15 protein-coding genes and 1 pseudogene are annotated in these 14942 nt (G+C 72.2%); 11 read left to right on the top strand and 5 right to left on the bottom strand.

Annotated elements, in window-relative coordinates:
* Positions 1 to 71: 71 nt before the first annotated feature.
* From AB0O36_RS04450 to AB0O36_RS04440, 3 genes are read right to left on the bottom strand one after another with little or no spacing between them, the layout of a single operon-like run.
* Positions 72 to 1316, bottom strand: a complete 1245-nt coding sequence (locus AB0O36_RS04450) for an FAD-dependent oxidoreductase (protein ID WP_365103888.1) — start codon at positions 1314 to 1316, stop codon at positions 72 to 74.
* Complete coding sequence (locus AB0O36_RS04445; RefSeq protein WP_365103886.1) at positions 1313 to 2737, bottom strand: FAD-dependent oxidoreductase; 1425 nt, start codon at positions 2735 to 2737, stop codon at positions 1313 to 1315. Before AB0O36_RS04445 ends, AB0O36_RS04450 begins: the two co-directional genes overlap by 4 nt.
* On the bottom strand, positions 2734 to 4170 hold the full coding sequence (locus AB0O36_RS04440; protein ID WP_365103883.1) for an FGGY family carbohydrate kinase: 1437 nt from the start codon (positions 4168 to 4170) through the stop codon (positions 2734 to 2736). The genes AB0O36_RS04445 and AB0O36_RS04440 overlap by 4 nt, the downstream gene beginning before the upstream one ends.
* 336 nt (positions 4171 to 4506) lie before the next feature.
* Between AB0O36_RS04440 and AB0O36_RS04435 the strand changes: the two genes are divergently transcribed.
* Together AB0O36_RS04435 and AB0O36_RS04430 are read left to right on the top strand one after the other, a co-directional pair.
* Positions 4507 to 5487 (top strand): hypothetical protein, encoded by a 981-nt coding sequence (locus tag AB0O36_RS04435; RefSeq protein ID WP_365103880.1) that lies wholly within the window; start codon positions 4507 to 4509, stop codon positions 5485 to 5487.
* A gap of 142 nt (positions 5488 to 5629) precedes the next feature.
* Positions 5630 to 7162 carry an amino acid permease gene (locus tag AB0O36_RS04430; RefSeq protein WP_365103878.1) on the top strand — a complete coding sequence of 511 codons (1533 nt, stop codon included), beginning with the start codon at positions 5630 to 5632 and terminating at the stop codon, positions 7160 to 7162.
* Here the strand turns inward: AB0O36_RS04430 and AB0O36_RS04425 are convergent.
* Both AB0O36_RS04425 and AB0O36_RS04420 read right to left on the bottom strand, forming a co-directional pair.
* On the bottom strand, positions 7114 to 7359 hold the full coding sequence (locus AB0O36_RS04425) for a hypothetical protein (RefSeq protein ID WP_365103876.1): 246 nt from the start codon (positions 7357 to 7359) through the stop codon (positions 7114 to 7116). The genes AB0O36_RS04430 and AB0O36_RS04425 overlap by 49 nt on opposite strands.
* Before the next feature lie 36 nt (positions 7360 to 7395).
* Complete coding sequence (locus AB0O36_RS04420) at positions 7396 to 8049, bottom strand: hypothetical protein (RefSeq protein ID WP_365103873.1); 654 nt, start codon at positions 8047 to 8049, stop codon at positions 7396 to 7398.
* A gap of 274 nt (positions 8050 to 8323) precedes the next feature.
* On the opposite strand from AB0O36_RS04420, the gene AB0O36_RS04415 reads away from it, so the two are divergent.
* From AB0O36_RS04415 to AB0O36_RS04375, 9 genes and pseudogenes are all read left to right on the top strand, one after another.
* Positions 8324 to 9337, top strand: coding sequence for a ketoacyl-ACP synthase III family protein (locus AB0O36_RS04415; protein WP_365103870.1), 1014 nt, complete (start codon positions 8324 to 8326; stop codon positions 9335 to 9337).
* A gap of 213 nt (positions 9338 to 9550) precedes the next feature.
* The gene (locus AB0O36_RS04410; protein WP_365103868.1) at positions 9551 to 10501 is read left to right on the top strand and encodes a hypothetical protein; all 951 of its coding nucleotides are present in this window, start codon (positions 9551 to 9553) and stop codon (positions 10499 to 10501) included.
* A 14-nt stretch (positions 10502 to 10515) separates the two neighbouring features.
* Positions 10516 to 11397 (top strand): diiron oxygenase, encoded by an 882-nt coding sequence (locus AB0O36_RS04405; protein WP_365103866.1) that lies wholly within the window; start codon positions 10516 to 10518, stop codon positions 11395 to 11397.
* Positions 11394 to 11639, top strand: coding sequence for a phosphopantetheine-binding protein (locus AB0O36_RS04400; protein ID WP_365103864.1), 246 nt, complete (start codon positions 11394 to 11396; stop codon positions 11637 to 11639). Before AB0O36_RS04405 ends, AB0O36_RS04400 begins: the two co-directional genes overlap by 4 nt.
* Entirely contained in the window at positions 11639 to 12466 is an 828-nt protein-coding gene (locus tag AB0O36_RS04395; RefSeq protein ID WP_365103862.1) for a hypothetical protein, read from the top strand. The genes AB0O36_RS04400 and AB0O36_RS04395 overlap by 1 nt, the downstream gene beginning before the upstream one ends.
* Positions 12466 to 13449: a nitronate monooxygenase gene (locus AB0O36_RS04390; RefSeq protein ID WP_365103860.1), complete on the top strand. Its 984-nt coding sequence runs from the start codon at positions 12466 to 12468 to the stop codon at positions 13447 to 13449. The genes AB0O36_RS04395 and AB0O36_RS04390 overlap by 1 nt, the downstream gene beginning before the upstream one ends.
* A gap of 5 nt (positions 13450 to 13454) precedes the next feature.
* Positions 13455 to 14321 (top strand): alpha/beta hydrolase, encoded by an 867-nt coding sequence (locus AB0O36_RS04385; RefSeq protein ID WP_365103857.1) that lies wholly within the window; start codon positions 13455 to 13457, stop codon positions 14319 to 14321.
* The gene (locus tag AB0O36_RS04380) at positions 14314 to 14568 is read left to right on the top strand and encodes a hypothetical protein (protein ID WP_365103855.1); all 255 of its coding nucleotides are present in this window, start codon (positions 14314 to 14316) and stop codon (positions 14566 to 14568) included. Before AB0O36_RS04385 ends, AB0O36_RS04380 begins: the two co-directional genes overlap by 8 nt.
* A gap of 18 nt (positions 14569 to 14586) precedes the next feature.
* A pseudogene (locus tag AB0O36_RS04375) lies at positions 14587 to 14763 on the top strand (hypothetical protein); the annotation flags it as partial.
* Between the last annotated feature and the right edge of the window lie 179 nt (positions 14764 to 14942).

Below are 14942 nucleotides of genomic sequence, written 5' to 3'. Positions count from 1 at the left end.
CGGCTGTCCACCGATGCGCCGTACGGCACCGCCCCGGACGAGGCGGTGCCGTACGGCGCGTCGTTCCGCCCTCAGTGGGCGCGGACCACGACCGGGCCGCCCGCCGGGTCGACCCGGGCCGTCCACCCCGGCGGCAGCCGCAGCGACCGGGACGGGGACACCGGACCCGCGTACCGCCGCCGCCACAGCAGCCGGCCGTCCTGACCCACCGTCACCACCGGGCCGGACAAAGGCTCCCCGGACCGCAGCAGGAACGGCCGCCCGGCGGTGCCCGTGAGGCGGTTCGGTGCCACCCACACGAGGGGCGCCCGGACGATCAGGTCCGGACCCCGCTCCGGCCAGGGGGCGCCCGCCAGGTGGGCCAGCACCGGGGCTGCCGCGGCGACGCCTTCGCGGGCCGCGGTGCCGGCGCGCTCGATGCCGTGGAGGGCGTTGCCGACCGCGAAGACGCCCGGCGCCGACGTACGGAAGGACGGGTCCACGCGGGGCCCCCGGGTTCCGGGGTCCAGGACGATGCCACCGCGGCGGGCCAGTTCGTGGTCGGGGACCCAGTCGCCGGTGAAGACCACCGTGTCGCAGGCGAGGAGCCCCGACCGGCCGTCCTCGTGGCGGACGGCCACGCCCGACAGGCGGCCCCGGCCGCGCAGTTCGTCCACCGTCGTCGCCGTGAGCAGCGGGACGCCCGGTACGGCGCGGGCGCGCGGCCGCTCGGTGACCATCGCCACCACCGCCGCACCGGACCGGCGCAGCGTGGCCACCGCGTGGCGGGCCACCGGTTCGGCGCCCACGACCACGGCACGCCGGCCGACGGGCCGCCCGTACAGGTGGACCGACTGCTGGAGCTCCCCGGTGGTCAGCACGCCCGCCGGGCGGGAGCCCGGCACCAGCCGGGCGCTGCGGGGGCGTTCCCGGGCGCCCGTGGCCAGGACCACGGCGCGGGCCGTGATCCGCTCCAGGCCCGCCGGGCTGGTGGTCTCCAGGGACAGCGGGCCGGCCCAGCCGGTGGCGGTCACGCCGGTGCGGACCGAGGCTCCGGCGGCCACCGCAGCCTCCACCGAACGCCGCGCGTACTCCGGACCGTGCAGCCACGGGAGCGGGACCGGGCCGCCGATGCCGGTGAAGGCGCCGACACCGCCGAAGCCCCCGAAGCCGCCGTGCAGGCAGTGGCGGGGGACCCCGCCCGCCTCCTGCTCGCGTTCCAGCACCTCGACCCGCCCCGCGCCCGCCCCGGCGAGCCCGGCGGCCAGCGCCAGCCCGGCGGGGCCGGCGCCGACGACCAGGACGTCCACGCACACGTCCGTACGCCCCGGGCTCACCGGCGGCCTTCCTCGAACAGCGCGCGGACGGCGGCCCCGCAGTGGAAGCCCTGGCACCGGCCGGCCCCGGCACGGGTACGCCGCCGCAGGCCGGCCGGCGAACCGGGCGGGACGGTGCCGGCGAGCGCGTCGCGGATCTCACCGCGGGTCACCCGCTCGCAGTGGCAGACGATCCTGCCGTACTCCGGGTCCGCCGCGATCATCGCCGCGTCCCGGTACGGCCGCGGGAACGCCTCGCCCAGGTTCGGCATGCGCACCGGCTCCAGCTCCCGTGCGCCGGACACCGGCAGACCGCCTTCGGCGAGCAGGTCCACCACATGGGCGGCGATCGCCATCGAGGCGGTCAGGCCCGTCGAGCGGATCCCGCCCACGGTCACGTACCGCTGCCCGGGGTGGGCCCGGATCGCATAGTCCTCCTGCCCCGTGGCCGCCCGCAGACCCGCGTACACGGCGGTGACCTCCTCGTCCAGCAGGGCCGGCAGGATCCGCCGGCCCTTCTCCCGCAGCAGGGCGAGCCCGGCGGCGGTCGACTCGGTGGCCGACTTGTCCGAGAGGTCCTCGGCGGTCGGACCGAGCAGCACGTTCCCGTACACCGTCGGCGACACCAGCACACCCTTGCCGCGCGCGTCCGGTACGGGCAGCAGGATGTGCCGGACCAGGCCGCGGGCGAGCTCGTCGAAGACGATCAGCTGGCCGCGCCGGGGGGTCACGCCGAAGTCCGCACGGCCCAGGAGCCGGTCGATCTCGTCGGCGTACAGGCCCGCCGCATTGACCAGGTGGCGGGTGCGCAGCGGCCCCCGGCCGGTGGTCAGCGTGTGCGGCTCACCGGGGTCGCCCGGTCTGCCCGCACTGCCCGGGGTGACGGCCCGCACCGGGCAGTTGAGGTGGAGGTCGACCCCGGCGCGCACGGCCTGGGTCGCGTACGCGAGGGTGGTCGTCCAGGGACAGATGACGGATTCTCCCGGCACGTGGAGCGCCCCCAGCACCCCGGGCCCGAGCTCCGGCTCGCGGGCCCGCACCTGCTCGGCCGGAAGGACACGGGCCGAACGGTAGCCGTTGCGCTCGGACTTGTCGGCGAGGCCCGCCAACGCGGCCCGCTGTTCCCCGTTCCAGGCCACGAGCAGCGCCCCGACCGGCTCCACCGGGATACCGCTCTCGGCGGCGTACGCGCCCAGCAGCCGCTGTCCCTCCCGCACCAGTCGCGACTCCAGGGAGCCGGGTACGGCGTCGAAACCTGTGTGCAGGATGGCCGTGTTGGCCTTGGAGGTGCCGTTGCCGACGTCGTCGGAGGACTCGACGAGGGCGATGCGCAGGGGGAGCCGGGCCAGTTCGCGGGCGATCGCCGCGCCGACCACACCGGCGCCGATCACCGTCACGTCGTACGTGCCGCCGGGCAGGCCGCCGCTCGTGGTGACGGTCATGCCGGGCCGTCGAGCAGGGCCGACACGGCGGCGCCGAAGCGCGCGCGGCGCTCCGCCGCCTGGTCGGCGCCGGCCCTCGGCTCGTAGACGGCGGACGGCATCCACTCCGGGACGGCCTCGTGGACGGTGAGCGAGGGATCGAACCCGAGCCGGGCGACCGCGCCGACGCCGAGAGCGGTGGCGTCAGGCAGCGCCGACACCTCCACCGGGATCCGGAGCAGATCGGCCTGGGCCTGCATGAGCAGTGCGGACCGCGTCAGCCCGCCGTCCACGCGCAGCGCGGTGAGCGGCGCGCCCAGGTCGGCGGCGACCGCGTCGGCGAGCTCCGCCACCTGCGCGGCCACTCCGTCGCACAGCGCCCGCACCAGGTGCCCGGGCGTGGTGTCGAGGCCGAGGCCGGTGATCGAGCCCCGGAGGTCGCCGCGCCACCACGGGGCGGCGAGTCCGGCGAGCGCCGGGACGAAGGTGACCCCGCCGGCGTCCGGTGCGGTTCCCCCCACGGTGTCGATGTCCGCGGCGCCGGAGATCACGCCGAGGTCGGTGAGCCAGCGCACGGCGGAGGCGGCCGTGTACACCTGCCCGTCGAGGCAGTAGCTGGTCTCTCCGGCGAGCCGCCAGGCGACGCAGCCCACCAGGCCCGAGGCGCTCCGGCGGGGGAGCGGGCCGCTCTGCGCGAGCAGGAACGCCCCCGTGCCGTACGTGCACTTGGCGGTGCCGGGTTCGGTGACGCGCTGTGCGAGGAGCGCGGCCTGCTGGTCGACGAGCAGGCCCGTCAGCGGCAGCGGGGGGCCGAAGGCCGTGGTGGTGCCGACGGCGGTGTCCGCGTCCACGACCTCCGGAAGCCGCTCGTCGGCGAGGCCGAAGGCGTCCAGCGCCTCCCGCGACCAGTGGACGGAGTCGAGGTCGAGCAGCTGGGTGCGGCCGGCGGTCGCCGCGTCGGTGACGAACGCGCCGGTGAGCCGGTGCACGAGCCACACGTCGCTGGTCGTCACCACGCCCTCCCGGGTCAGCCGACGACGTATCCAGGCCATCTTGGGGGCGGCGAAATACGGGTCCAGCGGCAGACCGGTCCGCTCCCTCAACCACTCCGCGTGCGGGGCGAGTTCGGTGCAGAGCTCCTCGGCGCGCCGGTCCTGCCAGACGATCGCGTCGGTCAGCGGCTCACCGCTCACCGGGTCCCAGGCGAGCACCGTCTCGCCCTGGTTGGCCAGACCGACCGCGACCACCGGCTCACCGGCCGCGGCCAGGGCGGAGCGCCCGGCGCCGAGGACCGATTCCAGCAGCTCACGGGGGTCGACCTCGACCCGGCCGCCCGGCAGGTACCGGGGGCGTACGGGGGCGGAGGCGGAGCCGATGACCCCGCGCACCGGACAGATGACGAGGGCCTTGGTTCCCGACGTGCCCTGGTCGACAGCGAGCACCGGGCCCGTCATGGCCACTCCGTCCTTCGTTCCTGCAGGGATGACCGATCGGTGATCGACCGGTGATCCACCGGTGATGGTCGGTACCGAAGCCTTCACCAGCGGAGATGACCCGTCAAGATCCGACCGGTGTCGAAGCGTTCGAACTGACGCAAGTTCATCTGCCTTGTGTGGCTTGATACTTGTGTTCGAGCGCCGTCCGGGATGCGGACGGCCTTCCTCGCCCTATAGTGATCGCCGATCTACAGGGCGCGACGGCCATGCGATGAGAGGAACGATGACCACGACCACCGCACGACGCGCCCGTCCCCGTCCCCGGACCTGTCGCCGGCCGATCGGCGCGAGGTGATGGCCGGGCACGATTTCCGGCCCGTCTACCACCCTGCCGGTCATGACGACGAACTGCGCGTCGCCGTCCAGGACCTGCGCACCGGGCGGTGGCTGTCGATGGCACGGTTGCTCGAACGGACGGACAACTGGGGGCTGTGGACCCAGCGCACCCAGGTCCTCGCCGCGGTCGCCGCCGGATCCGACGTGGTCCTCGCATGGCGGGCCGAACAGCCGCACAGCGTCGCCGCGACCGTGATGCACACCCGTGTCACCGTCGAACGGGCCATCCGCGCCCACCGTGCACAGCACCCCCGCACGCACGAACTCTGGCAGGAGGCATGGGCGGCCTGCCGGGACACCGCGGACATCAGCCCGGCCGACCCCGTGCCCTGGATCTGCCTGCTGGCCCTCGCCCTCCTCGACGACGACCGCTCGATGGACGGGCACCGGCTCCGGCCGCCCGCCCCGATGCTGCCGCCCGGGCCCTGGGGCATCCTGGCGCAAGCCGACGAACGCGACCCGTACAACCGGGAGGCGTACCACCGGATGCTCCAGTTCATGATCGCCGGCTCCTCCGGACCGCTCGCCGAGGCCGCCAACTTCGCGCACTGGGCCGCCGGTTCGGCCCCGCCCGGCTCCGCCGTCCACCTCCTGCCGCTCTACCTGAGCGTCGAGCGCTACCGCCGCGAAGGCGGCCAGGAGAAGGCGCTCGACCTCCACTGGGTCGCCGGGGACGCCGTCCGTGACGCCGGCCACGCCCTGGACGCCTGGTTCCGGTACGCCGACCTCCACCGCGCCTCGCCGGTCGACCTCAACCATCTGGCCCACGCACTGTGGGGAGCGCACCGGTTCGCCGACGCGGCCGGGGTCTTCGACGCGATGGGCCGCTACTGGACCGTCCTGCCGTGGTCCCGCCGCACCCGCGACCCGGCCGACCAGGCACTGGCCGAGGAGGTCTTCCTGCGGGCCAGGTCCCGCAGCCTGGCCGAGCGCGCCTGATCCGCGCACGCCGCGGCCCCGCCCCCGTACGGCGCGCCCCCTGCGGAGCCCGGCCGGACCCGTCCCCGGCCGGACCCCCGCCACCCACGTCCCCTCGCCACCCCCGTCCCCCACGCTCCACGACCCCCGGAGGAACCCCGCCATGTCCCGAACCGCGCCGGCCGCCCGCCCGGACCACAAGGCCCCACCCCTGCAGGACGAGGAGGAGCGGCTCAGAGAACTGGGCTACCGGCCCGTCCTCGCCCGCCGGATGGGCGGCTTCGGCAACTTCGCCATCAGCTTCTCGGTCATCTCCGTCCTGTCCGGCTGCATGACCCTGTACGGCTTCGGCCTCGGCACCGGTGGTCCGGCCGTGATGCTGTGGGGCTGGGCCGGTGTGGGCCTCTTCGTACTCTGCGTGGGTCTCGCCCTCGCCGAGGTCACCAGCGCCTATCCCACCTCGGGCGCCCTCTACTACATGGCCGACCGGCTCGGCGGCCGCCGCTGGGGCTGGTACACCGGCTGGCTGAACCTGCTGGGCCTGCTCGGCGCCATCGCCGGCATCGACTACGGCGCCGCCCTCTTCACCGGCGCCTTCCTCAACCTCCAGTTCGGCTTCACGCCCACCTCCGGCTCGACGTTCCTGATCTTCCTGGCCATCCTGCTGCTGCACGCCGCGCTCAACCTCTTCGGCGTCCGCCTCGTCAGCGTGCTCAACTCCATCAGCGTCTGGTGGCACCTGGCCGGCGTGGCCGTGATCGTCGGCGCCCTGGCCTTCGTACCCGACCACCACCAGTCGCCGTCGTTCGTCTTCACCGAGTTCGTCAACGACACCGGCTGGGCCAACCCCTTCTACGTGGCGGCCGTCGGCCTCCTGCTCGCCCAGTACACCTTCTCCGGTTACGACGCCTCCGCCCACCTCTCGGAGGAGACCTCCAACGCCTCCGTCTCCGCCGCCAAGGGCATCGTCCGGGCCATCTGGGTCTCCTGGATCGCCGGATTCGCGCTGCTCGCGGGCCTCACCTTCGCCATCGAGGACTACGCGGCCGTCCAGGCCACCGACACCGGCGTCCCGCCCGCGCAGATCTTCCTCGACGCCCTGGGCTCCGGCGGCGCCACCGCCCTCCTCCTCGTCGTGATCGTCGCGCAGATCTTCTGCGGCAACGCCGAGGTCGCCGCGGCCAGCCGGATGGTCTTCGCGTTCAGCCGTGACAACGCGCTCCCCGGCTCCGCCCTGTGGCGCAAGGTGAGCAGCCGTACGCAGACACCGGTCCCGGCCGTATGGCTCTCCGTGGGAGCCGCCGCCGTCCTGGCGCTCCCCTCGCTCTACTCCGCCACCGCCTACGGCGCCGTGACCGCCATCAACGTCATCGGCATCACCCCGGCCTACGCCATCCCGGTGTACCTGCGCCTGCGCGCCGGAAACCGCTTCGAACCCGGCCCGTGGAACCTGGGCCGCTGGAGCAAGCCGATCGGCTGGATCGCCGTCGTCTGGGTCGCCGTCGTCACCGTCCTGTTCTGCCTCCCGCAGAAGTCCCCGGTCACCGTCGACTCGATGAACTACGCCGTGATCGCCCTGGCGGTGGTCCTGGCCCTCGCCAGCGCCTGGTGGTACGCCGCCCGCGACTCCTACGGCACCCCCTCCGCCTACGGCAACGCCCGCGAACAGGCGGAGATAGCCGAGGACATCGTCTGACCGACCGGCACGACCACCCCCGGGCGGACCACGACCGGCTCCCGGGGGCGGTCGTGCCGGGTGGACTGCCGGGAGGCAGGTCCGCAGAGGGCTGCCGCTTCGCCGGTCATCAGGGCCCAGCAGCGCTCGACGAAGGACCGGTGCCACCACTCCGTGCCGTAGTCGACCAGTCCTGCGGTGGTGAGCGCGTCGCTCAAGGCCGCACGGTGCGGCCGGGCTTGGCGGGGACGTCCTCAGCTCCTCCGCGGTCCGGTCGGCCTGGGCCGCGCGCAGCTCGGCGCGTACTTCTCGAAGCACCGCTGCTGCAGCGCCGGCGGCCGGAACCGCTCGACGACGAGCAGACGCAGACCGCCGGGCAGGACCGACCGGGCGCGGAGCAGCCGGTCGACGACACCCGAGCGGAGACGCGCGAAGACGTACGCGGGATCCGCACGGCGGTCATCGAGGAGCAGCTCTCCGGCGGCCCGGACATCGGCGAGCGGAACCCCGCCGAGCACGACCGCCAGTACGGCGGGCTCGACCGGATCCTCCGCGCCCACCCAGGTTGCCCACCGCCCGAGGAGATCCGGGAGTGGCTCACGGATCCCGCCGACCGGCTCGACGAGAGCCGGGTGAACCGGCAGGTGCCACTTCCGGCCGCGCCCGCGACGCCCTGAAAGAACCGGCCTCGACGAGGACGGCCCGGCCCTGGCGCCGGTGGCGCTCGGCGCGAGACCCACCGCGCCCCGGTCCCGGTCCTCGGGGAACGGCGATCTGCCGTCCCCCACGTCGACGATCGCGATGGGTTCGTGCTCCTTGAGTTCGGCCCAGCGCAAGTTCCGGGTGGCGCGTTGGAGTCCACCGGTGAATTCCTTCAGGTACTGACGCTGCTTCTCCTCATCAGCCATCGGTCGTGCGGCTCTCCGGTTGAATTACCAGGACCGATTGGCGCGCCCGGGAGGGAATGGCTGATGGCCATGTTGATTCCCCACTGAATGTACTGCGCGGCCCTGCGCCCTGATACCCCACCGTGACCCCTATGCGCGCCTGTCAGCCGGACGGCTAAGGGTGTCTTAGGGGTTGATCGGGCATCGGGGGCCGGGTAGCAAGGGACAGCCGCGGCGGATCGCAGCCGCCGTGTATTCGTTCCGGACGTTCAACTGGGAAGAGGTCGAAAAGCCGATGGCTGAACAGGGCAATGGGCTGAGCATCAAGGCGGCGGCGGCCTGGTTCCCGCCGGACAGGGAGACCGCGCCCGACGGGCTCGGTCCGGCGGACCTCGAACGCATCGGTGTCACCGAGCTGCCCGTCGCGAACGGGCTGGCGGCGCCCGAGATGGCCGTGCTGGCCGCGCGGGAGGCGATCGGGGCGAGCGGGGTGGAGCCGGGTGCCGTCGGACACCTCCTCCACTCGAACCTGTACCACCAGGGCTTCGACATCTGGTCGCCGGCCCACTACATCGCGCAGGAGTCGGGAGCCGTCGCCGCCCTGCCGGTCAACGTGCAGCAGACCTGCAACGGTGCCGCTGTGGCGCTGCACCTCGCGTCCGTCCTGCTGACCGCCGCGCCGGACTCGACCGCGGCCCTCGTCACGGCCGCGGACCGATTCTGCGGGCCCGGCTTCGACCGCTGGCGCAGCGACGACGAGGCCGTCTACGGGGACTCGGGCGTCGCGGTCGTGCTCGGGCGCAGCGGTGGCGGCAACGACCTGCTGGACCTCCTGGCGCTGGAGCTGGGCGCGGACCCGGCGTTCGAGATCCAGATGCGCGGGGACGACGGGTTCGGCCCCGCCCCGCTCCACCACGGCGCCCCGATCGACCTCGTGCGCCCCAACAACGTCTTCCGGGCCTCGGGCCAGGCGGCGCAGCTCGGCAAGGCCGGTGTCGAGAAGCTGTTCGGCGCCGCGCAGCGGGCCATGGCCAAGGCCGGTGTCACGCCGGAGGGCATCCACCGCGTCGCGATCCCGCGGCTCACCCGGCACATGCGCGAGAACGTGTTCAAGCCCGCGATCGGCATGCTCCTCGGCCGGCCGCCGGAGTTCCTGGAGCACGACACCGGCTGCCTGGGTCCGGGGGAATACCTGGCGAGCCTGGCGGAGATGGCGGGGGCGCTGGAGCCCGGTGAGGCCGGTCTGGTCATCCAGGGCGGCGGCGGGTTCACCTTCTCCTGCACGATCGTCCGACGGTCGGTGAACTGAGTCCGGGATTCCGGAAAATGCTGATCGCCTCGGCGGGATTCGATCCCGGTGAGGCGATCAGTCATTCCCTTTTTCGGAATGAAGAATGCACGGTCGATTGTGCGGAGCTAATCTTTCGGCGTGAATCAGCGCGCTGCTATCGTCGGAAAGGTCATTGAGGAGCTGGGCGTCGAACGTCGGGGGAGATGGACTGTGCCGGGCCAGCCTGTAGTGGTGGATATACCCTGGGAAAGGGTCGCCAAATCCATCGAATTCATTCCCGCCGAATATTCCGAACGGACCCAGCCGGAATCGGTGGCGCAGGAGATGCTGCGCTGCGGGCCGGCGGAGATCGACCGGCTCGTCGCCGTGGGCCTCCCCTTCGAGGAGCGCGACGGCGTTCGCTGCTTCGACCCGAACGATCTCTACAACCTCGGCATGTACTCGAACACGGCGCAGACGCAGCCGGAGCTCGCGTTCCGCATGCTCTTCCGGTTCGCGGGCCGGCCGGTGGACGACCTGCTGCGCACCAAGACCTGGGACTTCCGGGTCCGGCTCGAGTGCCCGGACTGTGCCGGGGAGGCCCCCTGGCGCCTGGAGGAGCCGGACATCGCCCGGTTCGGCGGCGCCGTCACCGACGTGACGCCGCCGGTGCCCGGTGCGGGTTCCGCCACCTACGCGGCCACGGTCACCACGACGGGCGCGCACACTCCGGTGGTCTCCCCGGTCCTGCGGGAACTGACCGCCGCATACCTGGCCGCCGGCTACCGCTGGCAGATGATCCCCGTGCCCATGCAGGCCGACTACCGGTTGGTGCACGAGCTGGGCGCGACCAGCTGCATCGCTGCCAGCCTGCTGCTGGCCGAGCGCTTCCGGGAGGCCGGGTACCGGGCCGAGGCGAAGCGCGGCTGGTTCTGCGGCGTGCTCGGCGGCGCCCTCGACCTGCCGCACGCCAGCGTGGAACTCGAGGACGACGACGGCAAGGTCAAGACCATCGACATCGCCAAGTCGCAGCTGGCCGCCCGGCTCCCGGGGAACACCGGCCGATTCCGGGAGCTGTGCCTCGGATCCATCTACAACAAAGTCATTCCGTCCACGGCTCGGGGCAACGCCGCCCTGGGCCATCACGAGTGCGGCTCGCGGACACCGGTCCACGTGCGCGCGGACATCCGATCGGTGCGTTGAGGAGACGAGTGCACATGGCGACACGTGAGATCGAGCCGGTCGTTCTGGACCTGGACCGGCTGGAGCAGATGGCCGAGTCCGGCTACTACAACCCCTATACGATCTTTGACTGGCCCGACGAGATCGAGTCCGACAAGCCGTGGATGAGCGAGAGCCTGACCACGCTCGCCGGCACGGAGATGTGGGACGAACTGACGCGCGAGCAGCAGCTGGCGCTGACCAGGTTCGAGGCGGTCAACTTCTTCAGCCTCAACATCCACGGCATCCGCGAGCTGATGAGCGAAGTCGTGATGCGCATCCACGAGCGGACCTACGCCGACGTCTCGGAATTCCTCCACCACTTCATCGGTGAGGAGAACGAGCACATGTGGTTCTTCGCGCAGTTCTGCCTGCGCTACGGCGGCAAGCTCTACCCGGCCCAGCCGGCGCTGAAGGCCGACTCCGTGGACCACCTCTCTCCGGTGGCACGTGAACTGGTCGTGTTCGCCCGCGTCCTGATCTTCGAGGAGATCGTCGACCACTTCAACGCGCACATGGCGACCGACATGACGCTGCCGCACATCGCCCGTGAGGTGAACCGGGTGCACCACCAGGACGAGAGCCGGCACGTCGCCTTCGGCCGGATGATCTTCACCAACCTGCTGGAGCAGGTGACCCGGAACGATCCCGCCGAGGTCCCCCTGATCGCCGAGTACCTGGAGGGATACCTCCAGTACAGCATCGCCACCCTCTACAACCCCGCCGCCTACCGGGACGCAGGCATCCCGGACGCGCTGGGGCTGCGGCGCCGCGCCCTGGAGCACCCCGCCCGTCAGGAGGCGCACGAGCGGATCCTGAAGCGGACCCGCAAGTTCCTGGCGAAGTCGGGCGTGAGCCTGAAGGAGCTCGCCGAATGATTGCCGAGGCCATGAAGGGCGTTCACGAGTTCATCCTGGCCCGCAACCCCGGGCTCGAGAAGCTCGACGGCGACCTGGACCTGATCGACAGCCGGGCGATCAACTCGCTGGCCTTCGTCGAGTTCATCTTCCTGCTGGAGGAGCTGACCGGGGTGCAGATCGACCCCGAGGACGTCAATCTGGACGACTTCCGCACCCTCGACGCGATCGAAGCACGATTCTTCAGCCGGAAGGCGAGCTGATGACCACGGAGACCGACAACGGCCTGGGCGTCCTCGACGCCGGTCAGCTGCGACTGATGAGGGCACTCGACTCGGTGTTCCTGCGCCTGGCCGACGGATGGCAGGCACCGGAGTTCCGGTTCCCGTTCCTGATCCGCTGCCAGGACCTGGACCGCTTCGACTACTTCGACAACTTCCCGCACCTGGGCCTGGCCGCGACCCGGCTCGACCCGGCCCGGCTCGGCAAGCTGCTGACCGAGGCCGAGCGACCGCTGGACCGTGTCCCGCCCGGGATCATGGAGCCGACCGCCTTCGCCCTGCCGTCCGCGGCCTGCTACGCCATCTACCTGGACCTGGCAGGCCGGACGCTGCCCGACGCGGGGGTGACGCGGACCACGGTCGCCACCTGCTTCCGCAACGAGGACCGCTACGACGGCCTGCAGCGGCTGCTCGGCTTCTCCATGCGCGAGATCGTCTTCATCGGCCCGGAGGACGGCGCCAAAGAGCACCTGCAGCGGGCCAAGGAGACCGTGCTGGCGCTGCTGGGCGAGCTCGGTCTGGACGTTCGTGTCGAGGTCGCGACCGACCCCTTCTTCGACAGGAACGGCGGCAAGGCCACGATGCAGCGGCTCTTCCCGGTCAAGGAGGAGTTCGTCGTCGACGGCCTGGCGATCGGCTCGGTCAACTACCACCGGAACTTCTTCGGCGAGCGGTGCTCCATCCAGGCCGGCGGCGACACGGCGCACACCAGCTGCCTCGCCTTCGGGCTGGAACGCTGGGTGCACACCCTGACCCGGCGCTTCGGCAACACCGCCGCCGCGTTGGCCGCCGTGGAGAGCCTGGGCTGATGCGCACCACGTTGGCCCGGAAGCTCGGGATCCGGGTGAGCCTGCTGCAGTCGGGGATGGGCGGTGTCGCGGGCCCGGACCTGGCGTGCGCGGTGTCCGAGGCCGGCGCGGCGGGCTGCGCGGGCGGCTACAAGCTGGTCGGCGACGCGATGTCGGCGATGCTCGGACGGCTGGTCGCGGGGACCGGGCACCCGGTCGGGGTGAACCTGATCGAGGAGGTCGTCGGGTCGCGGACGCTCGCCGAACAGGTCGGGCAGGTGCTCGACGAGACCCCGCGGCACGTGTACCTCTCGCTCTTCGGCCCGGCCGACGACGCCGTACTGGAGCGGATCACCGCCGCGGGACGCAAGCTCGTCGTCCAGGTCGGGACCGTCGAGGACGGCCTGCGCGCGGCCGCGCACGGCGCGATCGTCGTGGCGCAGGGCACCGGGGCGGGCGGCCATCTCCTCGGCACGGTGCATCGGGACGACCTGGTCGCCGAGCTGAGGACACTGCTGCCCGATGCCTGCATCGTCGCGGCGGGCGGGATCGGTTCCCCGGCCGCGGCGGCCGGGGCGGTCGCCGCCGGCGCCGACGGCGTGCTCCTCGGCACCGCCTTCGTGGTCGCCCGGGAGTCGATGGCCCACCCCTACTTCAAGACCGCGGTCTGCGACTCCGCCGAGGCCGACACGGTGATCACCGATGTGTACGGGATCGGTTGGCCGGGCCGGCCGCACCGCGTCCTCGCGACGGACGTCACCCGCGACCCGGACCAGCCCAGGAACTTCATCGGCCGCACCGTGGTCGAGGGGAAGCCGTACGTGGTGCCGCGGTTCAGCGCCGCGGTGCCGACCGTCACCACCAGTGGCCGCATTGAGGAGATGGCGATGTACTGCGGCCTCTCCTGCGGTGACATCTCGCAGGAGGTCGCGGCCGCCGACATCGTCGCCGGATTCGCGCGCGTGCTCCCGGGCCCCGCGACCCTCGAATCAGAGAAAGGATAAAAACCATGCCAGGTTACGAAAACCTGTCCCGGCTGGACCTCACCTACCGCGAGGACGTGCCGCGGATCCGGACGCGTGAGGGCGTCGAGATCTACTACGAATCCCGCGGCGAGGGCACCCCGATCACCCTGCTCAACGCCTTCTTCCTGACCACCCCCTCGTGGCGGGTCTTCACCGAGCAGCTGGAGAAGGACTACCGCCTCGTCAGCTACGACCTGTGCAACCACGGCGAGTCCTCGCACGTCGGCGAGGAGCCCACCTGGGACGAGCACATGGCCGACCTGATCGGGCTGCTCGACACGCTGGAGATCGAGTCGACGTACCTCGTCGGGGTCTCCACCTCCACCATCCTGGCCCGCGACATGGCGATCAAGCACCCGGACCGGATCAAGGGCATCGTGCTCGCGGGCCCCGTCTTCGGTCCCAAGGGCATGCGGCGGCAGCGGCAGGTCCAGCGGGCATGGCTGCGCACGCTGGAGACCCATGGCATCGCCGCGCTCTACGAGCACCTGTACCCGGAGGTCTTCAGCGCCGAGATGAACGAGTTCCTCGGCACCCCCGGCTTCCTCGGGTTCCGCGAGGCATTCTCGGCGCTGTCCACCGTCGAGGACCTGGGCAACGGCCTGCGCCGGGCCATGACGGACGAGCACAAGCCGGAGCTGCTCGCAAGCATCGAGGCGCCCGCGCTGGTCGTCGTCGGCGACGACGACTTCCTGCTCAGCCCGACCGGCGCCCGTCAGCTGGCCGAGCAGTTCCCGAACGGCCGCGCCGAGATCATGCCCACCGCCGGCCACGTGCCCTACGTGGACGACGCCGAGACGTTCCAGAAGCTGGTCCACGCGTTCATCCAGGGAGTGGACACGAATGCCTGACCAGGCGGCCGAGGTGCGGTTGCGCATCAGGGACCTGCTCGCCGGGCTGTTCACCGAGGCGGACTTCCTCGGGGCGGTCACCGACTCCGAGTCACTGCGCAAGGCGGGGGTCTCGTCCAACGCCCTGGTCAGCCTGCTGGTGGCGATGGAGGACGACTTCGGCTTCGAGTGGGACGACGACGTCCGGCCGGAGGTCCTCCGTTCCATCGACTCGCTCGCAGACCACGTGCTGGCGCTGCGAGTCTGAGGCCGCCGCCGCGGGGCTTCGGCGGCGCCGGCCGCGGCCGGCGCCGCCGATACGGCCGTGCCCCGGGATCCTGACGGAAGACCGCGTTTCCCACGCGGGTTCGCCGGCTCGATCCCGCACACCGGCCGGCCGGCCGTCGCGGTGGTCACCCCCGCCGCCGCGGCGGTCGGCATCGACATCGAGGACGCGCGGTGACCGGTTCCCGCGTCACCCGGTTCGTCCTGCGCGAACCGGAGCGGCACGCCCTGCTCGTGCCGCGAACCGGATTCACACCACGTGATCCCTTCGCCGCCCAGGAGGCGGCCTTCACAGCGCTCCACGGCCCTGACGCCGAGGACGCGGGTGCCGGGCTGGGGCCGTTCCGAGCCGGAACT

Origin of the sequence: Streptomyces sp. NPDC089799, from assembly GCF_040684755.1 — a bacterium.
GTDB lineage: Bacteria > Actinomycetota > Actinomycetes > Streptomycetales > Streptomycetaceae > Streptomyces.
Note: the sequence above shows the minus strand (reverse complement) of the source record. Positions and strands in the feature narration are given on the sequence as shown.